Annotated in this window: 16 protein-coding genes; 3 read left to right on the top strand and 13 right to left on the bottom strand. The window is 64.9% G+C overall.

Annotated elements, in window-relative coordinates; translation table 11 throughout:
• From IX761_RS18235 to IX761_RS18200, 8 genes are all read right to left on the bottom strand, one after another.
• The coding region (locus IX761_RS18235) for an SCO family protein (RefSeq protein ID WP_194790959.1) at positions 1 to 303 on the bottom strand (303 nt) is incomplete at its 3' end.
• Positions 300 to 2,279, bottom strand: a complete 1,980-nt coding sequence (locus IX761_RS18230) for a cytochrome D1 domain-containing protein (protein ID WP_194790958.1) — start codon at positions 2,277 to 2,279, stop codon at positions 300 to 302. The genes IX761_RS18235 and IX761_RS18230, both read right to left, overlap by 4 nt.
• A 413-nt stretch (positions 2,280 to 2,692) precedes the next feature.
• The gene (locus IX761_RS18225) at positions 2,693 to 4,969 is read right to left on the bottom strand and encodes a M60 family metallopeptidase (protein ID WP_194790957.1); all 2,277 of its coding nucleotides are present in this window, start codon (positions 4,967 to 4,969) and stop codon (positions 2,693 to 2,695) included.
• A 507-nt stretch (positions 4,970 to 5,476) separates the two neighbouring features.
• Positions 5,477 to 11,332 (bottom strand): manganese-oxidizing multicopper oxidase MnxG, encoded by a 5,856-nt coding sequence (mnxG, locus tag IX761_RS18220; RefSeq protein WP_194790956.1) that lies wholly within the window; start codon positions 11,330 to 11,332, stop codon positions 5,477 to 5,479.
• A 150-nt stretch (positions 11,333 to 11,482) separates the two neighbouring features.
• A complete protein-coding gene (locus IX761_RS18215; RefSeq protein WP_323744583.1) occupies positions 11,483 to 12,565 on the bottom strand; it encodes a DUF1615 domain-containing protein in 1,083 nt (360 codons plus the stop codon).
• Positions 12,562 to 13,113 (bottom strand): hydrolase, encoded by a 552-nt coding sequence (locus IX761_RS18210; RefSeq protein WP_194790955.1) that lies wholly within the window; start codon positions 13,111 to 13,113, stop codon positions 12,562 to 12,564. Before IX761_RS18210 ends, IX761_RS18215 begins: the two co-directional genes overlap by 4 nt.
• Before the next feature lie 59 nt (positions 13,114 to 13,172).
• Positions 13,173 to 13,892 carry a thioesterase II family protein gene (locus IX761_RS18205; protein WP_194790954.1) on the bottom strand — a complete coding sequence of 240 codons (720 nt, stop codon included), beginning with the start codon at positions 13,890 to 13,892 and terminating at the stop codon, positions 13,173 to 13,175.
• A complete protein-coding gene (locus IX761_RS18200; RefSeq protein ID WP_194790953.1) occupies positions 13,889 to 14,110 on the bottom strand; it encodes an MbtH family protein in 222 nt (73 codons plus the stop codon). Before IX761_RS18200 ends, IX761_RS18205 begins: the two co-directional genes overlap by 4 nt.
• 415 nt (positions 14,111 to 14,525) lie before the next feature.
• Between IX761_RS18200 and IX761_RS18195 the strand changes: the two genes are divergently transcribed.
• Positions 14,526 to 15,143: a LysE family transporter gene (locus tag IX761_RS18195; RefSeq protein WP_194790952.1), complete on the top strand. Its 618-nt coding sequence runs from the start codon at positions 14,526 to 14,528 to the stop codon at positions 15,141 to 15,143.
• A gap of 3 nt (positions 15,144 to 15,146) precedes the next feature.
• Here IX761_RS18195 and IX761_RS18190 read toward each other — a convergent pair whose 3' ends face one another.
• From IX761_RS18190 to IX761_RS18180, 3 genes are all read right to left on the bottom strand, one after another.
• A complete protein-coding gene (locus IX761_RS18190; protein WP_194790951.1) occupies positions 15,147 to 15,548 on the bottom strand; it encodes a hypothetical protein in 402 nt (133 codons plus the stop codon).
• 226 nt (positions 15,549 to 15,774) lie between these two features.
• A complete protein-coding gene (locus IX761_RS18185) occupies positions 15,775 to 16,209 on the bottom strand; it encodes a bleomycin resistance protein (protein ID WP_194790950.1) in 435 nt (144 codons plus the stop codon).
• Positions 16,210 to 16,245: 36 nt separating this feature from the next.
• On the bottom strand, positions 16,246 to 16,635 hold the full coding sequence (locus IX761_RS18180; protein ID WP_194790949.1) for a GFA family protein: 390 nt from the start codon (positions 16,633 to 16,635) through the stop codon (positions 16,246 to 16,248).
• A 153-nt stretch (positions 16,636 to 16,788) separates the two neighbouring features.
• Here IX761_RS18180 and IX761_RS18175 point away from each other — a divergent pair, with 153 nt between their 5' ends.
• Complete coding sequence (locus IX761_RS18175; protein WP_194790948.1) at positions 16,789 to 16,944, top strand: hypothetical protein; 156 nt, start codon at positions 16,789 to 16,791, stop codon at positions 16,942 to 16,944.
• An 11-nt stretch (positions 16,945 to 16,955) separates the two neighbouring features.
• On the top strand, positions 16,956 to 17,588 hold the full coding sequence (locus tag IX761_RS18170) for a cupin domain-containing protein (protein WP_228533691.1): 633 nt from the start codon (positions 16,956 to 16,958) through the stop codon (positions 17,586 to 17,588).
• Between the two features lie 75 nt (positions 17,589 to 17,663).
• Here the strand turns inward: IX761_RS18170 and IX761_RS18165 are convergent, their stop codons facing one another.
• Both IX761_RS18165 and IX761_RS18160 read right to left on the bottom strand, forming a co-directional pair.
• On the bottom strand, positions 17,664 to 18,866 hold the full coding sequence (locus IX761_RS18165) for a sugar transporter (RefSeq protein WP_194790947.1): 1,203 nt from the start codon (positions 18,864 to 18,866) through the stop codon (positions 17,664 to 17,666).
• Between the two features lie 483 nt (positions 18,867 to 19,349).
• On the bottom strand, positions 19,350 to 20,402 hold the full coding sequence (locus IX761_RS18160) for an NAD(P)-dependent alcohol dehydrogenase (protein ID WP_194790946.1): 1,053 nt from the start codon (positions 20,400 to 20,402) through the stop codon (positions 19,350 to 19,352).
• Positions 20,403 to 20,556 lie beyond the last annotated feature (154 nt).

Raw genomic sequence — 20,556 nt, 5'->3', positions numbered from 1 at the left:
CCCCAACTGCTGCTGGACCTTGCTCATGATCGACGACACCACCGGGCACACCGTGGTGCAGCTGGTGTAGATGAAGCCCATGACCACCAGGTGGTCGCCCACCAGGTCCTTCTCCAGGCGCACCGGCATGCCGGCCTGGTCGAGCAGTTGCACGTCGGCGAACTGCACGCTGGCCTTTTCCTGGCGCGCCTCGGGCGGTGGCGCAGGCGGGCCGCCATGGTCATGGCCGGCGTGGGCCAGGGCCAGGTTGCTGGCCAGCAGCAGGCTCAGGGCAAGCAGCTTGCAGGGACGGTCGGCGTTCATCGCACACTCCTGGGTTCCCCTTGGGAAGCGGTTGGCGCCGCAGCGGCCGGCAGCACGCGCAGGCTGGTGTAGTTCTGTTCGGCGAAGCTGCGCCCGAGGCTGGGCGACTGCACATGCAGGTACCAGGCGCCGGCCTCGGCCAGTTGCAGCGAGGCTTGGTACACCCCCTCGCCCACTTCGGTCAGCGGCAGGCTGCGCGGCAGCGACGAGGGCGCCAGGAAGTAGCGCAGGCTCAGGTCGTCGAGCCCACCACGGGGCTTGCCGTCCTCGCCGAGGATGCGCACCTGGGCCACGAACGGGCTGTTCTGCAACAGCGGCCGGTCGGTGCCGATGAACTCGGCGTGCACGCCCTTGCGCTGGCCGGCATCGGGCAGCGCCGCCACGTCGGTGCTGAAACAGTGGATGATCTGCGGCTGGTTGAGCAGGAAAGCCACATCGAAGGTGCCGGCGGCGGGCAGCTTGACCGTCGAGCCGTACACCCCCGGCGCCACCTCGCGCAGGCTGCGGTCGATGACGATGGCCGCACGGGCCTGGTGGCCGCGGTTGTTGTAGCCCGACATCGGCGCGTTCATGCCCTCGGCGTAGAAGTAGGTGGTGTTGTCCACCGGGTTGACCACGAACACCGAGTTGTCGTCGCGCGCCACGCTCACACCCTGGGCCAGTGGCAGGTCGCCGGCCTGGCGTGGCGCCGCAGGACCGGCCTCGAAGCCCTGGACGATCGGCGTACGGCCTTGGCCGAGGCTGCTCAGGTTGATCATGCTGACTTTCGGCGAAGCCAGGCCGCGCACGTAGGCGTAGTTCTTGGTGAAGGTCAGCTGGTAGGGCTCGGCGGCCACCGGGATGCGGTGGATCAGCTGGTCGCTGCTGGCGTCGATCACCAGCGCCTGGTTCTCCAGGGTGTTGAGCACCACGCCAAAGCGCCCGTCGCTGCTGAAACGCATCGGCCCCAGGCCCTGTTCGGCCTGGACCGTGTGCCGCACATGGTGGCTGCGTGCGTCGATCACCCGCACCGAGCCCTCCTGGCCATCGACCACATAGACCGCCTGGGACAGGGCCGAATAGGCGACGGACAACGGGTGTGGGCCGACCTGGAGGGTCTTGACCAGGTTCATCGCGGCGATGTCGATCACGCTCAGGGTGCCGGCGTCGCGGTTGCTGACGAAGGCGTAGCGCGAATCGGCGCTGAAGGCGATTTCGTGGTGGCCGGTGCCGGTGATGAAGGTCTTGAGCGGTGCGCGGCTGGGCACGTCGATCACCGTCACCCCGCCCTTGGCCGGGTCGCTGCTGTTGTTGCCCACCCACAGCAGGCGCTGATCGGGTTGCAGGGCCACGCGCAGCGGCTGCTCGCCGGCGTCGAGGGTAGCCACGCGGCGGAAGGTCTCGGTGTCGATCAACGCCACCTGGTTGCGTTCGGGCATGGACACGAACACCTGCTTGTCGTCACCCGTGGCGACCCAGTCCATCGGCCGGCCCGGCAGGTCGATGCGCGCCAGGGTGCTGGTCACGCCCCCCACCGACACCGTCGGGTCGATCACCGTGAGGCTGGCGTCCTTGTTCAGCACCAGCAGGAAGTAGCTGTTCAGGTCCAGCAGCGGCCGCGCGCCGATGCTGCTCTTGAGGAACAACGCCACCCGCGCCTTGCAGCTGCTGTCACGGTCACCTATCGGCGCCGACTGCGCCGGGTCCAGCCAGGCGCCCGGGGCCATGCCCGACAGGGGCTGGCCGCTGTTCTGGTCGCTGACCTTGAAGCGGATGCTGGCGAAATCACCTTCGCGCAGTTCACCGCCCGCCAGGGGCCGGGCTTCGAACTCCACGGTCACCCCGTCGCGGCTGAGCGTGTGCCGGGCCTGGGCGTCCTGGCTTTCTTGCAGCAGTTCGCGCGGGTCGCACCAGAGCTTTTCGTAGGCCACACCCAGGCCGATCAGGGTCAGGCCCAGCAACAGCCCCACGTACGGGGGGCGCAACTTGCGGTTCATGGGCAGGTCTCCCCGGGGGACAGGGTGGCTATGCGCGAGCACGGGGCTGCGGATTGGAGCGGGACGACCATGCTGCACCTCCGGAAGGGCCTGGGTTCTGTGGAGGAGGTAGCAAGGGCTATGCCATGAATAAAATGCTTTTTATTCAATTGGTTGCGTGATCAATCCGAGAATATTGGGGAGGATTCCCCGGGTGATTTCCCCGATGCCGGGGGCTGAGGGGTGGTGCAGTTAGGCGCATGGACCTGGCTTGCGATCGTGTGAGGGCCACAAGGTGCAAGCCGGTGAACCTCACCCAACATCCCGCTATGCACCCGGCAACCCCAGCAGAAACCCAAAGGGCCGCTGCAGTCCCCCACAACCCCAACATGTTCCTCTACGTCGGTTGAACGCAGAACAGCAGCTGATACAGGTCAGGATGCTGCGTGCGCCTGATTAAATACCATGTTGAAATCTTCCGGGGGGCGGCCAACGATCAGCGCTGACGGCAGCTGGTCAAATTTTTCAACCGCCGGAAAAGCATAACCGCTAATAATGGCAAGTGTTTGTTCAGTCAGTGGGAACTTCCAGAACTGAAAGAAACCGCTCAGATCGCGACCGCTCACCTTCGATGACATCATGGCCATGACATTCATCTGTTCCTCTGCAGTTGTGCCAAGCAGAAACTCGGGATCTGCGATCTCACCCGCCATATTCGCGCGATAGCGCTGATGCAGGTCGAACATATGACGCTCACCTAAAACAAAGAACAGATGATGAAACAGTATTTCGCGGTTTGACTGCTGCAACTGCGAATAGCTGTCCACGCGTGCAAGATCATTAAAGGCAGTGGTAAAAGGCCCATCATAAGCTTGGGCCAATTCGGTAGCCGTACGGGTCCAGGCTCTCTGCCCGAACGCATAGATATTGACACTCACTTCACCCTGCCCTGCCCACCTCAGCCCAGTGGTCTGCAATGTATGGCCCACTTCATGCCAAATCCCCCAGAACGTATGAGCCTCGGTGAGCATCCTGCGAGTCAATCCAAACTGGTACTTCATTCTGTTTTCCGTTGCTGACATATATCCGTCAGCGGCAGGCACAAAATGATAGGGGTTTACATCATGCGAGTGCAGCCACCTCAGCGCCCCCTGAGTGATACCCGCAGACGTTTCAACCGGCATCAGGTTGGTGTCGTAAGTGTCCGCAAGTGCCTGCATGTTTATGTCGCTGAGAAATTTAACAGCATGCTCCCTGTGCAAGGTCAGTATCAGGCGCTTGGCATTGACTTCAAGAAAGCGCGTATTGTCATACGCCGCTACCATGTTCAACCAGTCTGCCTGAGAGGTGACACCGGAGGTGAAGACGGGGTAATAATCTACGTTGCTCGCCATGATCCTGACGAGGGCACAACGGTCATTGTCATCGACGTCCGCCGTAGAGAGTTGCAGGTACAGCGGCTGCTCTTCGCTGCTGAAGTGAAAGCTGTTCAAGCCATAATGTAAACTGTGGCTGACAGACCCGGCCCAATGGCCCTCGCGCGCCCCCAGAAAGTCGGACGCTTTTGGCTCGGCTGCTTCGATCCAAATGCAAACAATTCCGGGCTGCTTGAAGTACAAGCCTGTGACATTGAGTGGGCTACGCGCCATTGAGGTTCTGAGCCTGGCTTTCTCGGTTCTCGGGGCGGTCTTCAACGGTAACGAATAGGTCTTTTCTGCTTGTTTGGTTTGCGCCAGCGCACCCGTGAAGACAATATGCGGGGCATTGCCATCGCCATGACGAATCGTACGCGAACCCATCAGCCGCCATGGCTCAGCCTCTGTCGATTTGCCGTATATCAATACGTCGGCAGGACGGCCGGTGTAGCCTGCTGCCTGCGGCGCAAACACGACGGCAGCCATATCGCACGGCTTGTTCAAGTCGACAATAAAATGGACAGGGGTTGGCTGCCTGACCGTCCAAACCGTGCGTCTATCGCCATCAAAAAGATGTTGCCAGTTCTCGCTCGAGGTGGCTCCGATCACGTGCCAATCGCTTTTCTCGAGGATTCGCCCCTGAGTATCAATCACGTCGAATTCGCTTACCTGGAAGACGGACGCACCGTTTTCCTCTTTCACACCAACGAAGCACACATAACGCACATCATCCGATGAGGCTATCTCATCGCTGGCAACCGTCACTTCCAACAGGGGAGAGAATTGCCCACTTCTTGACGAAGAAATGGCATGAAAGACGCCGTTCTCTTTCCCCTTGAGCATCAACGAAAGCTTTCCATCAGCGAGCATCTGCCTGATCAGCTCTTCGTCCGTAATAGTCAAGGTCAGCCAACCGTCCACCGCCTGGTCGTTGATGGAGAATGACGCAACCCGCGCACTCTCAACGGGCCTGCTGGCATAGGTAAAACTGGTCCCCCAGAATGCGTGGTCATTGACCTTGTAAACGTCTACAGCGCCTTGACCATTCAACATGTCAGCATGCAGCCGCAGGCGAAGTTCGCCGATCATTTGCCCTGGTACATAACGCGCAGTATCAAACCCCAGATAGGCCACACGATGAGCGAGTTTGTGAACGTCATGCTTGACGATCAACGTGACGTCATCGTTGCGTGAAAGGCGCGAGTCATCCGCCACGTAGGTATCGAAAGCGGCACGTTGGAGATAACGGGCCGGTTTGGCCGCAGGGAGCGGCAATGTCTTTGCAAAGGCTGCCATGATCAATGCCTCGATAGACGCTGAATAACATCCGCAGAGCCCAATACCCTCTCAGATACAGGGTCGCCCAAGACATTACCAACGAGATGTCGAGCCCACTACTGTGATTATTGATAGTTGACATTACCTGGCACGCCTCATAAATCTTCCTTGTGCACGTCTTGGCGTGCAATAGGATGAACAATCAGGTCATTGCGAAATGAAGTGGCCACTGCATGTGCCGCAGCCACTTCACGGTGTTACTGCCACCGCCGATGGCAACTCATTGGGCACCCGCACTGGGCGGCAGCAACGCCCGCCGTTCTATGACTCTTTCGCGAGCGGCCCACACCCGCAGGGTGACGCGAGTTTTTTAGATTTTTAGCGATATCGTTCCTTTACCGGTTTCGGACAATTTATGCCTGTGAAGAGGGCGGTGCCCGCCTGGCTTCATGTCGCGAGCCATGCATAGCTGCAGACAAGAAGGCCGCTGCAGTCCCCCACAGCGGCCTTCCCCTCGATTACCCCCTACTGCGCCGGCGCCACCGCCGGCGGCGGCTCGTTGCTCACCCGCAAGATCCCCCACAACCCCGACATGTTCCCGTACGCCGCATAGTCGCGGAACAGGTAGTCCCCCGGCACCGCGTTGGCGCCCCCGGCGCTGGGCAGCATGAAGCTGAAGTGCGCCGCCGGCAGCACGCTCTCCTGGGCGCCGATGTACATGGCCATGGGGTTGTAGCCGAAGCGCACCGAACCGATCCCCGGCAGGCCCATGGGGTAGCCATCCACATCGTTCTTCTCGGCCTGGTAGTTGTGCAACGGCCAGATATGCCCGTCGAGCTGGTAGGTGATACCGCGGCTCCCCCCGCTGGGCATCAGCACATGGCTGCGTGCCGGTTGCCCGGGCTTGGCGTACAGCACAGGGGTCTGCGGGTCGCCGCCGACCAGGGCGTTGCTGTAGGCCATGTGGGCGTTGGGCACATCGGCGAAGCCGAAGCCATCGGCGCGACCGAACGGCGCGTCCGGCGCCAGGCCGAAGCGCAGCCACAGCGGCTCGGTCTTGTAGTTCAGGGCCATGTTGCCGTTGTCCTTTGGATCGCCCGGTACGCCATTGCCCTCGGTGGCGATACCCTCCACCGGGCGGCCATCGGCCCAGCGCATGTTCATCGAGCGCTGCCACACCGTGACGAAGTCGCGGTAGTCGGGCTGGCCGCTGACCTTGACCGTGGCCTGGGCGCGGCTGGCCGTGTCCTCGGTCCAGGTGGCGGTCTGCGGCACGATGCTCATGGCACCCACCAGCCCTTTCTGCGGCTGCTTGATGACATCCGCCGGGGTCAGGTTGAGGCCGCCGAACTCGATGGCCGTGGCGTTGATGTTGTCCACCGTGCGGCCCAGTTGCAGGGTCGGCTTGCCTTCACGCTCCAGGTGCCCGGCGTAGTACTGGTACACCCGGGTCGGGTAGGCACCACTGTTACCCGCCCGGGGCGGTACGGTCTGCACCGGGTTGATGCCGACGTTGACGCCATCGGACTTGGTGATGTCGTAGGCCAGCAGTTGGGCATGCAGGCCCACATGGCTGGAGGGGCGCATCAGGTTGTTGTTGAAGGCGGTGGAACCCTCGCTGTCGTTGCGGTCGCGCTTGACCACGTTCTGCATCACTGCGGTGCTCGGCAGGTCGGGCATCATCAGCGGCAGGCGGTTCTCCAGGGTGATGCTGATGCAGTCACCGGCGTTGGCCCGCAGCACCAGCGGTTCCACCGGCACCCCGGCCTTGAGCTTGCCGGTGCTGGTGTCGAGGTCGGCCTTGCGCACGTACAGCACCGCGGTCGGGTCGTGCAGCGGCGAGCTGTGGCCGCCGACGGTGAAGGTCGCGCCATCCTCTTCGTCGGTCACCGTGGCCATGGGGATTTCAACCTTGCGGCTGTTGAACACCAGGGTGCCGCCGTTGGCCTTGAGCGCGCCACCTACGTGCTGGCCGATGCCGGCCGGGTCATTGATGCTCACGCCGTGGCGGTTCTCGAGGATGTCGTTGGCCAGCACCGCGACGATCTCGTAGCTGCGCTTGACCGTCGGCCGGGTGCCGACGCCATTGGCGTTGGCCGTGGTTTTCGGGCAGATGCCGTCGAAGTTGACGGTGTTGCGCATGGCCACCGGCTGCGGGTTGTTGGGCAAGGCGAACAGGTCGGCGCGCTGGGCGGTGTAGTTGCGCATGATGCCCCAGATGCCGTTCCAGTAGCCCTCCAGTGCCGCGTCCATGGAGTACAGGTAGTCGCCGTTGGTGGCGGCGGAGCTTGAGATCATCGACACCGGCGCCATGAAGCCCATCTGCTCGGAGATGCCGATCATCTGCGACGACTTCCAGCCGGAGTTGGAGCTGTTGCCGAAGCCCGAGCCGTTCTGCAGCCACTTCACGCCGTGCAGGGTGACGTTGTGCTCCTCTTCATGCCCCCCAGCGTGCAGGCGCAGGCGCACGTTGTCGCCGCTGTAGGTGCGCAGCATCGGGGTGAACGGGTCGCCCGGCTCGCTGCCGGCCTTGTTGATGTGCGGCGGGAACTGCGTGGTGCCGCCAGTGGGGCCGACCGCCTGGGTGATCGCCGAAGGCGCCAGGTTCATCGCCGGGATGGCGCGGTCGGTACGCGACTGCATGGCGTAGGCCAGGTCGCCGCCCAGGCCGTCGGCCTGCATGCCGCGCTTGCCGTCCGGGCCGACCTTGTTCGGGTCGAACACCCGCAGGGCCAGCGGCTCGTTGCGGTAGTTGACGACGAACATGCCCGGGTCATCCACCGAGATCGCCTGCGGGCACGGCCGGGTCGGGCAACCGGGGTTCAGCCCACCGCGGGACTCGACCACCGACTCCAGCAGGTTGGAGGCCTTCTGCCGCACTGGTGGGTTGATGGCGTAGCGGAAGCTGTCGGCGGTGGCCGGGTAGGCCTGGCCGTCGGGCACGCCGTTGGGGCCGGCACCCACATACACACCGGCTTCATAGGCGTGCTGGAAGTCGCTGTACTCGAGGAAGAACTCGCGGTAGGTGTCGTTCTTGCCGTCGCCGTCATGGTCGCCGGTCTGGATCACCGCCTGCCACGAAGTCGGCCCACCATCCTGGCGGGTGGCCGGGTTGTACAGCTTCTCGCCGGTCTCGGCGTGGAACCAGGTGGAGCCGGCGGGCTCGGCCAGCACGGTGGCGTACAGGCCCAGCTGCTGGTGAGTCGATGGGCCGAGGTGGTCGTGGGTGAAGATGGTGCCCAGGCCACGGTCGACGTTGTGCACGTTCACCAAGGGGTCGGCGAACCAGCGCTGCATGGCCGTGCGCGCACCTAACCAGTCAGCCCGGCCGAAGCGCCCGAAGTACGGGTGCTGCTTGGCGCTCGGGCAGGCCGCCGTGCCGTCGCGGGCATCGCCTTCGCTGCACTGGTTGAAGCTGCGGATGGCCTGCACACGTTCGACCACGCTACCGGGCGAGAGGATGCCGTCCTCATAGTTCCAGCCGTTGGCCGAACCGTCGGCGGCGGTCAGGTCCCACTTGGGCAGGTGGATATGCTGGCCGATCACGTCGGTGGGGGTGCGCACCTGGTAGTCGTCCATCTCGTAGAACGACGGGATCAGGTTGGTCTGCATGTACTGGGTGCAGTCGAAGGTGTTCATGCGCATCACCAGTGGCTCCGGTGGGCGCTGCTTGGTGATCACCGGCCAGGCGTCCTCCCACAGGGCGAGGATGCGCGCCTGCGGGAAGTGGTAGCCGACCTTGTTGTACACCGCGTCGAACTGGATGTTGGCGGCCTTGTAGATGCGCGGGCGGTCGGCGGTGAAGGTGGATGCGCCACGGAAGCTCATGCCGGTCAGATTCTCGCCGCTGAAGAACTCACCCACCCCGGAGCTCTGGGTCAGGCGCTTGCCACGGTCATCCATGCACGGCTCGTAGTACGGCGCACCGGCGGTGGGCAAGGCGCCGTTGGTGCGGAACGCCTTGGCCACCGGCTGGCTGCCGGGGATCAGCGCGTAGCTGGGGTGCTCGGCCTTGGCGTGGAACTGCATGGCCGCCTGTTCCACCTCGGTGCCCTCCTCGGGCAGGTAGATCGGCTTGGCCTTGTGCAGCACCTTGGAGAAGTCCAGCCGGGTGGTGGTGGTGGTCGCCTCGCCACCGGCGGACACGCCGTCCAGCGCATGGCGGCCAAGGCCACCGTCCCAGCCATCGACCTGGTTGGGGTCGAGGTTGGCCCACAGCGCCTTGCCGCTGTCCTTGAGCTGCCGGGCCAGGGCTGGGTCGAGCATGTCCAGCGGTGGGGTCGGCGGGCGCTGGCCGACGCTGCTTTCCATGCCGCCGATCCAGAATGGATAGCCGGGGTTCTTCAGGCTGCCGTCGGCATTGCGGTTGCTCTCGCTGCGATCGACCAGGGCCAGGGAGCCCACAGCGCGCGGCGTGGCGGGCTCATCCGAGGGGTGGTCGTCGCCCTCCTCCTCATCATCATCGTCATGCTGGGCCACCAGCGTCTCGCCCAGTTTGGGCACCACGGTGACCTTGCCCGGCATCGGCGCCATGGCCTTGCCCGGCAGCGGCACGATGGCCGGGATCGGTGTGCCGGCGACGATCTCGCCGTCCGGCAGCGCGCGGGCGCCGTTGGCCGGTTTGCCACTGCGCAGGCCGAACGGGGTGCTGTGGAAGCCGTTCTCGCCTTCGCCACTGACTTCCAGCCGGGTGCCGGGCTCGAACACATCGTGCACCCGCCACATGGCCCACATGCCCTGGGCGAAGTGCGGGTAGAAGTGGCAGTGGTAGATGGCATCGCCGGCCACGCGGTTGCGGTTGCCCGAACCGCCGTTGGCGATCTCGTAGGTGTAGCCCACCCCCGGGCCGATGCCCTGGGCGTCGATGTAATCGGAGTTGTCGTCGTTGGGGTTGAACAGCCACTGGTGCCCGTGCAGGTGGAAGATGTGCTGCTCGTGGCCGTTGTGGGTGTTGCGGAACTTGGTGAAGTCGCCGATGTAGCTGTGGTGCACGTTGGCCGGCTCCGAGGGGTACAGGGCCATGCTGGCCTTGACCCCGGTGGCGCTGGCCGGCGGCGTCTCGCCCGGGCGGATATGCTCCAGGCCGACGTTGGCCGGCACGTCGACCAAGGTGCCGATATCACCCACGGTGTGGGCGCTGAGGAAGAACTCCTCGTAGGCGCACGACAGGCAGTCGTGCATCGGCCCAACGCCCAGGCGGTTGGCCACCACCTCGGCGCCCATGCCACCGGAGCCATAGTTGATCATGAACGAGTCGCGGGTCGGTTCCAGCACATGGCCCATCACCGGGTCCGCCCAATAGGCGGGGAAGGCCTGGGTGCCGGCCACCTCGTCGGCGAACTGCGCGGCGAAGTCGCGGAACGCCTCCAGCCGGTTGGGCAACGCCGGGTTGCGCTTGCCGACGTTCTCCAGCGGGTAGGTATTTTTCGGGAAACTGCCGTCGGGGTTGGGGCCCATGACGATGGCGTCGGTCTCGCTGCTGAGGATCTCGTTGCCGTCGACCATGGCGATGATCGGCTTGCCGGCCTTGCCCTCGGCGATCCAGGGCTCGACTTGCGGGTAGCGCGCCTCGTAGTCGATCACCGGCTGGCCGGTGGCGGTGCGGCCAGTGGTGGCCAGGCGCATTTCTTCTTCGGTGAGGGTGTTGCGGTAGGTGCGCCCGGCCTTGGGCACCACCGCTACCTGGCCGAACAGGCCGTTGGCGACGTTGCCGGCGTTGCCCTGGCCGCCGAAGGTGGCGCCCTGGCTGGTGACGGCGAAGGCACCCTCGCGCTCGGCGTACAGGGTGTAGCTGCGGGTGCCGCCCGGGGCCACCAGGAAGTTGCCGTTGCGCCCGGTGTTGGCGGCGATGTCGCCGATGCTGGTGACCGCCTGCATGCCGTTGACCTGGAAGCCAACATGGCGGTCGGTAACCTGCTCGTCGGCGATGAAGTGCTCGTTGCCCTCGTTTTCCGGCAGCTCGACCTCTTCCTCGCCCTCCTCCTCACCCTCGGGTTCCTCGTGATCGATCCCGTGCTTGTTGGGGTTGGCCTGGTAGGCCAGCAGGTTGGTGAGGTTGACCGTCAGGCAGTCACCGGCGGCCACCCGCAGCACGATCGGCCGTGGGCGCTTGTCCGGGCGCAGGGTGACCTTGCCCGGCACCGCGGCGCCGCCGCGGCTCAGGGGCACCAGGTGCTCGTCCACCACGTCGTGGCGCAGGGCGAACATCATGCCGTTGGCGTTCTGCGCGCCGAGGCGGTTGAACATCAGCGGCTGGTCGAGGGCCACCACATTGGCGGTCAGGTTACGCTGGCATTGCACGGCGGATTCGGCACTTTCCTGCCAGCCCAGCAGGGCCAGGACCAGGGTGGTCAGCGCATGGCCTTTGCGAAGGGTCGTCATGGGTCACCTCCAGAGGACGCAAGGACTCTGCGAAGGAGGTGAGCAAGCCGCGTGCCAGTAAAAATACCTTTAATTTTCAGCTGGTTGGATAAGCGCTTACGGTAAAACGGGGGGAATACCCCGATTGAGGGGCCCTCAATCGGGGGGCGTTCAGCGCTTCATGCAGCGCTGATAACGCTCATCCACCCGGCCGGCGAACCAGGCTGTGGTCAGCTTGCGGGTGATCTTCGGGCTCTTCAGCTCGATGCCCGGCAGCACCGCCCGTGGCAGGGCCTGGCCCGCCTTCGCTTCGGCCAGCTTGAACACACCTTGGTAGAGGTCGGTGTCCTCCAGATCGAGGCTGCCCTCCTGCTCCAGCTGTGCGCGGATCTGCGGGTTGCGCAGCCCGAGCGTCGGCCCCAGCTTGCGCGCCGCCTGTTCGGTCTTGCCAGGCAGGATCGCACCCGGGGCGATCAGGTCGCCGTCCAGCGCCAGGGTGACGACCGCGGCGCGGCCCAAGGCCGCCTGGAACGCCGCGTTGCGGCTGGCGTACCAGCCGGCGTTGAAGTCGGCGAAGCGGTACAGCGGGCGCTCGTAGTGGGTGGGGTAACCCAGCAGGTGGGCGATGCCGAAGTACATGCCACCGCGCCGGCTGAACACTTCCTGGCGAATCGTGCCTTGATACGTGTAGGGGTAGCCTTTGGCATGCTGCTCGGCGAAATCGATGCTGACCTGCATCGGCCCACCGGTGTGCACCGGGTTGAGGCCGTCGAGCAGGGTCCGCCCGAGGGGCAGGCGGCCAATCACCTCGTCATACAGAGCGCTGAGCTGTTTTTCGCTGCGCACCGCGAGCAGCCGCTGCTGGTAGGTCTTGCCGTTGCTCGACGGTGTTTGCAGCGCACCATCGACCAGCAGCCTGGGGATATGCAGGCGCGCCGCGCGGCGGTCGATTTCTTCGCGGGCGATATGGCCCAGGTTGGGCACCTGTGGGTCGGCGTTGAAGGTCGATTCCTGCTCGGTCACCGCCAGCACGGCGCACAGGTTGCCCTTGCTCGGCGCGATGCCCTGGGCCTGGAACGCCACCTGGATATCCTCGGCCCAGCCCTGGCGGTCCTTGACCTGCGCCGGCAGCAGGCGCAGCAGCTGGGCGCGGACCTTGGCCGGGTCCGCTTCGGGCGCTTCCTCGCGGCGCCCGGCGCAACCCTGCAGCAGGCCCAGGCACAGCAGGCCTGCGGCCAGCAGCCGGCCGTTCAGGGCTGCTCACCGACCAGGTAGGTCTTGCTGATATGGCGAAACAGCGGGTGGCTGGCACTGCCCATCAGCTCGAACAGCACCATCTCGCGGGTGACGATCTGTGCCCCGGCAGCACGCATGCGCGCCAGGCCCGCCGCCTTGCTGGCTGCGGTGCGGCTGTCACAGGCGTCCTCGACGACGAACACCTGCTTGCCCAGCCCAAGCAGGCCGAGCACGGTTTGCAGCACGCAAACGTGGGTTTCCATGCCGCAGACGATCACCTGCTCACGCTGCAACAGGCTGGCCGGCAGGCACTCGGCGGCCACGCAGGAGAAGTGGTTTTTCTCGACGATGTCGGCGTTCGGTGCGGCGGCCTTGAGCGATGCCAGGGTGTGGCCAAGGCCTTTGGGGTACTGCTCGGAGATCACCGTGGGCAGTTCCAGGTCAGTGGTGGCTGCCAGCAACCAGCGGGCGCGCGCCTCGGTGCCTGCCGGGTCGCTCATGGCGCCGATGAGCTTTTCCTGGATATCGACCACCAGCAGCGTGGCCCGTGTTGCATCGATCAGCATTGGCAACCCCTTGCCTGTGGGAAAAGCGCTAGCCTCCCCCAGGCAAGGGCCTATGTCAATCAGGCGAACAGCCGACGGGGCTCCAGGGCTTCGCCGAGCAAGGCCAGCACCCGGTCTTCGTGCTCGTGCAGGAAGAAGTGTCCGCCAGGGAACATGTTCAGCGTGAACTCACCCCGCGATTCCCGGCGCCAGGCCTGCAACTGCTCATCGTTGGCGCGGTCCGTGTCGCCACCTAGCACATGCAGCGGGCACTGCAACGGCGGACGCTGGCGGTAGGCGTAGCGGCCACACAGCAGGAAGTCGGCGCGCACCACCGGCAGGGTGAGGCTCATCAGCTCGGCATTGCCCAGCACCGCTTCCGGGGTGCCACCGAGCCGACGCAGCTCATCGATCAGCGCGGCATCGCTTCTGGGTTCACGCCAGTTGGCGCCGTCGTAGTCCTCGCGCCGAGTCGGCGCGGCGGTGCCGCTGGCGAACAGTGCCAGGGGTGCCGGACAGCCCAACGCTTGCAACTCGTGGGCCAGCTCGAAAGCCACCAGCGCCCCCAGGCTATGGCCGAACAACGCATAGGGCGTGCCCGCCGCCAGGCGCTGTTCGCCGGCCAGTTGCCGGGCCAGCGCCTGCAGGTCGGTGAGCGGTTCCTCGCCCATGCGCGCACCACGCCCGGGCAGCTCGACCGGGCGCACCTGCAGCCAGGCCGGCAGCTTGCGCCGCCAGCGGCTGTAGACCATGGCGCTGGCACCGGAGTACGGCAGGCACAGCAGGTTGACGGCAGTCACTGGGCGGCGGCTGCGGCCATCTGCTGACGCAGGCTCAGCGGGCGCATGTCGGTCCACACTTCGTCGATCCAGGCCAGGCACTCCTTCTTCAGGCCGCTCTTGCCGGCAGCGCGCCAGCCGTTGGGGATCGCCTTGTATTCAGGCCAGATGGAATACTGCTCTTCGTGGTTGACCACTACCTGGAACTGGATGTCGTCGCGGTCGAAAACGGAAGTCATTGCCTGTCTCCTTGAATGATGAGGGCCGAACGCGTCGAAGGCGCAGGGCGGCTTCCTAGGGAACGAAGCGCGGTGCTGGAAAATTAGTGCCAAGGCTGTGGCAGCGACTGTCTTGTAATGCCTGCCCTGGCCTCATCGCCGGCAAGCCGGCTTCCACCGGGTAGCACGCCCCCCGTAGGAGCGGCCTTGTGTCGCGAAAGGGCCGCAGAGCGGCCCCGGCGAACTTGGGCGTACTCGAGATCCTGGGGGCGCTGCGCACCCCTTTCGCGACACAAGGCCGCTCCTACAGAACAGCTGAGCAAGACAGTTGCTCCCACCGCCCTGGCGGCCACCTGCATGGATGCACAGAGATGGCTTGCCAGTGATGGGCCACGGTGGCATATATCCTGTTCCACCCCCACCAGGAGACCTCACCATGCTCGGCGTGACCGACTACGGCGCTTTCGTGATCGCGTTCCTCATCCTCCTGGCGATCCCCGGGCCCGGCAACTTCGCCCTGATCACCGCCACCGGCAAGGGCGGCATCAAGGGCGGGCTGGCCGCCACCTTCGGGGTGATCCTCGGCGACCAGGTGCTGATGTGGCTGGCGGTGGCCGGCGTGGCTACCCTGCTGGCCGCTTACCCTGCGGCCTTCCATGTGGTGCAGTGGGCCGGCGCCGCCTACCTTGCCTGGCTGGGTTTGCGCATGGTGCTGAGCAAGCCCGGCGCGGCGCCGCGCGACAGTGGCATGAGCAACGGCCGCTACCTGCGCCAGACCATGATGATCACCCTGCTCAACCCCAAGGCGATCATGTTCTACATGGCGTTCTTCCCGCTGTTCATCGACCCGGTACGTCACCAGGGCGTGATCACCTTCGCCTTCATGGCAGTGACGGTGGCGGCGCTGACCTTGCTGTACGGTTTGATCGCCGTGCTGCTCACCCACCACCTGGCCGAACGCATGCGCGCCAGCCCACGCATCAGCAATGTGCTCGAGCGCCTGGCCGGCGCCTGCCTGGTTGGGTTTGGCATCAAGCTTGCGGCGATGCGCTGAGGGTCAGGCACCACCCAGCAGGTCGTGGGCATCGAGCAGGCGGTAGGCCACCTCGGGGTTACGCTCCAGGCCGCGACGGATCGCGGCGGGGATCGCCTGGCGGGTCTTGCGGCACAGGCCGGGCAGCGCCTCCAGCTCGATGACGATGCCGCGCATGGTGCGCACCTCGTTGTAGCCGGGGGCGATGTGCACGCGCAGGCCGAGGTTCTGGTACATGAGCACTTGCAGACGATGCAGGTGATCGAGGTCCTGGAGGTTTTCCAGGCGCTCGACCAGGCGCTTTTCTTCCTCGCGGGTGAGCAGCAGGATACGCCGGCCCTCGACCGAGCCGTCGAGCAGTTGCTCGCGGCCGCAGTCGCAGGCGCCCGGGGGGCATGGGTGGCGTAGTGGAGGTTGGTTGGTCATGGAGCAAGAATAGCGCCTTTAATGGGCTGGCTGCAGGCCACACAACCTCGGCAATCCAGGCACTGGCATCGCGTCTATTGGGGCTGCCTTGCAGCCCTTCGCGGGCAAGTCGCATCGGCGCACCGCCGCTCCCACAGAATTCTCGCATTGCTTGAATCATGCGCTGTACCTGTGGGAGCGGGCTTGCCCGCGAAGGGCCGCAAGGCGGCCCCAGTCACTCAAGGGGTCAGCATGATGTCGCTTGAACGGGCCTTTCACCCAGCGGCTGCGCCAGCCGCAGCAAATAGCCGTCAGGGTCCTGCACCAGGAACTGGCGCAGCCCCACTTCAGCCTCTCCCACCCGGTACCACACCTCTTCGCAGGGCCTGAACAGCGGCCAGCGATGCTGCTCAAGGCGCTCGATCAGTGGCTCGACCGCCAACACGTCGATCTGCAGGTGCATGCCCCGCCCCAGGGGCTTTTCCAGCGGGCCGGTGAGCCAGTTGTCATCGGGGTCGAGCTGTTCGAGCATGACCTGCGACCCGTGCAGGTCCAGGTAGGCGAAACGCTGTTCCGGGCGCTGATACGCAATATGGAAACCCAGCAGTGAAACCCAGAAACCGAGGCTGGCCTCGAGGTCGCTGACGATCAGTTCGGGGACCAGGCTGTTGCGTTTGAGCATTGTGTTCTTCCATGAAGAGTTGACGGGGCAACCCGCTCACAGAGTGTCAGCGCACACGCTGGGCGTCCACCAGCGCGGTCGTGATGAGGTGAATGAATGCGAGGTCGGCCGCAGTACCATGGCCGCCTTGGTATCAAAGCACCCTAGCAGCAGGGCGATCGTAGGCGCATCGTCGATGGCCCCCAGCGAGCTGCCGCAGGTCGGGCAAAAGGCGCGGCTGGAGCCTTCGGATGAGCGGTACAGGCTCGGCGCGCCGCCCTCCCCGACCCACAAAACGTCGACCTTGTCGAACTCCACCCAGCACAGGGTAAGGCTGCCGGAGTGGCGCTGGCACATACGGCAGGAGCAGGTGTGGGGGAAGCGCGGCGTGCCGCGGGCGCTGAAGCGGATACGGCCACACAGGCAACCGCCTTTGTAAGTGGGCATGGGGGCGTCCTTGGTTGATGTTGCTGGCGGGACGGTAGCTGAACACCCTGGGCTGTAAAGCGCGAAAGTGTTTCGGCGAACTGCAAGGGCGCTATGCTGACGCTTCAACTGGTAGAGTGCGCGCCCTCCTTTGCGGCAATTGTGGAAAAGCCGATGCACAAGATGATCGAATTCCTCGCGGTGGTGGTGGTGTGCACCGTCATCGGCGTGGCCTGTGAGCAGTTCGAAGTGAACCGCTACCTCAAATGGTTGCTGATGGCCCTGCCGGCGATCGTTTGGGTGCGCCTGCGCAACCCGTTCCTGCGCTGACCGGAGCCGCCATGCAAGACCTGCGCTTGAACGCCGACCTTGGCCAACGCGTGATCGTGCACGGCGCCGAGCTGCCGTGGCTGCCCAGCCCATTGCCTGGGGTGGAGCGGCGCATGCTGTACCGGGTCGGTGGCGAGCAGGCACGGGCGACCTCGCTGGTGCGCTATGCGCCGGGCAGCCACTTCAGCGCCCATGTGCACGGTGGCGGTGAAGAGTTCGTCGTGCTTGAGGGGGTGTTCGAAGATGAACATGGGCACTATCCGGCGGGCACCTATGTGCGCAATCCACCGGGCAGCGCCCATAGCCCGGGCGCCAGCGACGGCTGTGTGATCTTCGTGCGCTTGCGCCAGTTCCATCCAGAGGATCGCCAGGCACTGGTGATGCCGTTGCCGGCGCAGGGTGGGATGTTGTTCGAAAATGACCATGAACGGGTTTGGGTGGACGTGTTGCAACCCGCTGACAATCTGCGCTGGGACTCTGGCCGTGGGCTGGAGCTGCTGGTGTTGGCGGGGCAACTGCACGGCGTGGACGGCTGCCTGCCGGCACTCAGCTGGATGCGCCTGCCGGCGGGGCAGGCGCTTGAAGTCAAGGCCGGTGCTGAGGGCGCGCGGGTCTGGCTGAAAGAGGCTGCGCTGACGCTGTAACGCCAAACTGTCTGTATTGGGGCAGCTGCGCAGCCCATCGCCGGCAAGCCGGCTCCCACAGGTATCGCGGCCCAATCAGCCCCGGCCCAGCGCCTCCTGGAAGCGCCGGGTGCTGGCCAACGCCAGCAACAGCCCAGCCACCGCCACACCACCGCCCACCATCCCGATGTCCGCTACACCCGCCTGGCTGCTGACGATACTGCCCAACAGCGCACCACCACCGATGCCGATGTTGTAGATGCCCGAGAACAGCGCCATGGCCACATCGGTGGCGTCCGAGGCGAGCTTGAGGGTCTTCGATTGCAGCGACAGGCTGAAGCTCAGGATCGCCACGCCCCAGACCATGCTCAGGCCAGCGAACAGGTAGAAATTGCCCGACAGCGGCAGCAGCAACAGCAGGCAGGCCGCCAGCGCGCCGATCGATCCCACCAGGAAGCCATGCGGGAATCGCTCGCTGTAACGGCTGAACAGCAGCGAACCGAACACGCCAGCGCCACCGAACAGCAACAGCAGCAACGTGGTGCGCTCGCCGCCAATCTGCGCCACGTGCAGGGCGAACGGTTCGATATAGCTGTAGGCGGTGAACTGCGCGGTGATCACCAGCGTCACCAGCACATAGGTGATCACCAGCGCCGGGCGCTTGAACAGAATTGGCAGGCTGCGCAGCGAGCCCGAGTTCTGGCTGGGCAGCAACGGCAGCGACTTCATCAGGCAGAGCATGGTCGCCAGGGCCACCCCGGCGATGCCCAGGAAGGTCACGCGCCAGCCCAGTGCTTCGCCGACCACGCGCCCCAGCGGAATGCCCAGCACCATCGCCAGGGTAGTGCCCGTGGCCAGCAGCCCGAGCGCCTTGGCCTGCTGCCCCGGCGGCGCCACACGCACCGCCAGTGACGCGGTGATGGCCCAGAACACCGCGTGGGCCAGGGCGATGCCGATACGGCTGACCAGCAGCATGGCAAAGCTCTGCGCCAGCCACGACAACACATGGCTGACGATGAACACCAGGAACACCAGCAACAGCAGGCGCCGCCGTTCGATGTTGCGGGTCATCAGCATCATCGGCAGCGAGGCTAGCGCCACCACCCAGGCGTAGATGGTCAGCATCAGCCCGACCTGGGCGGTGCTCATGTCGAAGCTGCGGCCGATGTCGCTGAGCAGCGCCACCGGGACGAACTCGGTGGTGTTGAAGATGAACGCCGCCAGCGCCAGGGCGATGACGCTCAGCCAACTGCCGGTGCCGGCGGTGGGTGGCATTGAGGTGGGGACGGGGCCATTCATGTGAAGGGGTGTTTCTCCGCGGGCAAGGCAACAGGGCGCGCGTCGATGCTCGGACTTCAAGGCCGATGACGCACGTGTTGTTATTGGAAGGATGTCGGGCATGGTACGCATCAAGGCCGGGGGTAACAACCAAACAGATGCCCGCCGGTGTTTTTGCAGCGCCCTCAAGATCGAGCGCCGCCCGCGCGGCGCATCGCTGGCAAGCCAGCTCCCACATTTGTTTCGGGCCAATCTATCCTGTGAGGTCTCCACTGTCCGCCTTGGTGCATGTCTCAAGTCTGGTAGTGCGGCATCAGCGTCAACGCAGAAACCGCGTCGTACNAACAAGGCGGACAGTGGAGATGGACCAGGAAAAACTGGCCCGAAACAGATGTGGGAGCTGGCTTGCCAGCGATGCGCCGCGCGGGCGGCGCTCGATCTTGAGGGCGCTGCACATCTATCGCCATGCACCTGGTCGCCCTCATGCGATCCCAAGGCATGCCTTCAGGCCTGCAATGTCGCCATGTCAATCACAAACCGATACTTCACATCCCCAACGATCATCCGCTCATACGCCTGGTTGATATTGCGGATATCAAGCATCTCGATATCGCAGCTGATCCCGTGCTCGGCACAGAACTCCAGCACCTCCTGGGTTTCGGCGATACCGCCGATCAACGACCCGGCCAGCACCCGGCGCTTCATCACCAGGTTCGCGGCATGCACTGGCGGGTCGACCGGCTCGATCAGCCCAACCAGGATGTGCACGCCACCGAACGCCAGGGTTTCCAGGTACGGGTTGAGGTCATGCTGCACCGGAATGGTGTCGAGCAGAAAGTCGAAACGCCCGGCAGCGGCGCGCATCTGCTCGGCGTCGGTGGATACGATCACATGATCGGCGCCCTGGCGGCGAGCTTCCTCGGCCTTGCTCTCGGAACGTGTGAACAAGGTCACTTCGGCGCCCAAGGCCTTGGCGAACTTGATGCCCATGTGGCCCAGGCCACCCATGCCCAGCACGCCGACCTTGTGGCCGGGGCCGACACCGTGGTGCTTGAGCGGTGAATAGGTGGTGATGCCGGCGCAGAGGATCGGCGCCGCGCTGGCCAGCTCCAGGCCTTGCGGGATGCGCAGCACGAAGTGCTCGCTGACCACGATGCTGTTGGCGTAGCCCCCCATGGTGTTGCTGCCGTCGACGCGATCCGGTGTGGCGTAGGTCATGGTCGGGCCTTGCAGGCAGTACTGCTCGACATCCTGGCGACAGGCCTCGCACTGACGGCAGGAGTCGACCATGCAACCCACACCGACCAGGTCGCCGACCTGATAGCGGCTGACGCGCTCGCCCACCGCGGTGACCCGGCCGACGATCTCGTGCCCCGGCATCAGCGGGTACACGGCGATGCCCCATTCGTTGCGCGCCTGGTGGATATCGGAGTGGCACACGCCACAGTAGAGGATCTCGATGGCGACATCGTCGGCACGCGGGCTGCGGCGCTGGAAGGTCATCGGGGCCAATGGGCTGGTGGGAGACTGGGCGGCGTAGCCGATGGCGGTGTACATGCACGGTACCTCAGGTAAGTGAAACGATTAAGTCGGCGTATTTTCTGCGCCGAAACCGCCCTCGCCCACCGCCGATCCTCCGGCATGCATGCCTGATTCTCCGGAATCGCCGCCACGCACCTGGCGCCGACCAGCGAATCTGCGAAGATGCCAC

It is taken from the genome of Pseudomonas sp. UFMG81 (genome assembly GCF_015354575.1).
Taxonomy (GTDB): Bacteria; Pseudomonadota; Gammaproteobacteria; order Pseudomonadales; family Pseudomonadaceae; genus Aquipseudomonas.
Note: the sequence above shows the minus strand (reverse complement) of the source record. Positions and strands in the feature narration are given on the sequence as shown.

What these genes read in the sequence shown, in the direction of transcription:
- IX761_RS18230 (WP_194790958.1), bottom strand. Translation starts at nt 2,279, where the DNA reads ATGAACCGCAAGTTGCGCCCCCCGTACGTGGGGCTGTTGCTGGGCCTG.
- IX761_RS18225 (WP_194790957.1), bottom strand. Translation starts at nt 4,969, where the DNA reads ATGGCAGCCTTTGCAAAGACATTGCCGCTCCCTGCGGCCAAACCGGCC.
- mnxG (WP_194790956.1), bottom strand. Translation starts at nt 11,332, where the DNA reads ATGACGACCCTTCGCAAAGGCCATGCGCTGACCACCCTGGTCCTGGCC.
- IX761_RS18210 (WP_194790955.1), bottom strand. Translation starts at nt 13,113, where the DNA reads ATGCTGATCGATGCAACACGGGCCACGCTGCTGGTGGTCGATATCCAG.
- IX761_RS18200 (WP_194790953.1), bottom strand. Translation starts at nt 14,110, where the DNA reads ATGACTTCCGTTTTCGACCGCGACGACATCCAGTTCCAGGTAGTGGTC.
- IX761_RS18195 (WP_194790952.1), top strand. Translation starts at nt 14,526, where the DNA reads ATGCTCGGCGTGACCGACTACGGCGCTTTCGTGATCGCGTTCCTCATC.
- IX761_RS18190 (WP_194790951.1), bottom strand. Translation starts at nt 15,548, where the DNA reads ATGACCAACCAACCTCCACTACGCCACCCATGCCCCCCGGGCGCCTGC.
- IX761_RS18185 (WP_194790950.1), bottom strand. Translation starts at nt 16,209, where the DNA reads ATGCTCAAACGCAACAGCCTGGTCCCCGAACTGATCGTCAGCGACCTC.
- IX761_RS18180 (WP_194790949.1), bottom strand. Translation starts at nt 16,635, where the DNA reads ATGCCCACTTACAAAGGCGGTTGCCTGTGTGGCCGTATCCGCTTCAGC.
- IX761_RS18175 (WP_194790948.1), top strand. Translation starts at nt 16,789, where the DNA reads ATGCACAAGATGATCGAATTCCTCGCGGTGGTGGTGGTGTGCACCGTC.
- IX761_RS18170 (WP_228533691.1), top strand. Translation starts at nt 16,956, where the DNA reads ATGCAAGACCTGCGCTTGAACGCCGACCTTGGCCAACGCGTGATCGTG.
- IX761_RS18165 (WP_194790947.1), bottom strand. Translation starts at nt 18,866, where the DNA reads ATGAATGGCCCCGTCCCCACCTCAATGCCACCCACCGCCGGCACCGGC.
- IX761_RS18160 (WP_194790946.1), bottom strand. Translation starts at nt 20,402, where the DNA reads ATGTACACCGCCATCGGCTACGCCGCCCAGTCTCCCACCAGCCCATTG.